General features: G+C 43.6%; 1 protein-coding gene. It reads left to right on the top strand.

Going from position 1 to position 337, the window contains the following annotated elements; all coding sequences use genetic code 11:
- Window positions 1–104: 104 nt before the first annotated feature.
- A partial coding sequence (locus tag HC176_RS18190) for a PIG-L family deacetylase (RefSeq protein ID WP_209309815.1) occupies window positions 105–337 on the top strand: 233 nt, incomplete at its 3' end.

Here is a 337-nt window from a genome sequence, read left to right as displayed (position 1 = left end):
AACAAGACATTTTTAGTGGTCAGTGGTCAGTTCGTTAAGTCAGAAAAAAACCTTAGTGAATTGGTGGCCATAAAAGCGAAACAATAAAGACAAGAAGAATTAAAATGAAATTAGATATACTAGCAATAGGGGCTCATCCCGATGATGTGGAATTAAGTTGTTCGGCCACTCTGGCCAAAGAGATCTCCCGGGGAAAGAAAGTCGGGATCCTTGATCTTACTCGGGGCGAACTCGGAACACGAGGTACAGCTGAGATAAGAGATCAGGAAGCACAGGATGCGGCAAAGATTCTTGGGGTGACTGTGAGAGAAAACCTCGAATTCAGTGACGGATTCTT

Source organism: Tamlana crocina (genome assembly GCF_012037625.1).
Note: the sequence above shows the minus strand (reverse complement) of the source record. Positions and strands in the feature narration are given on the sequence as shown.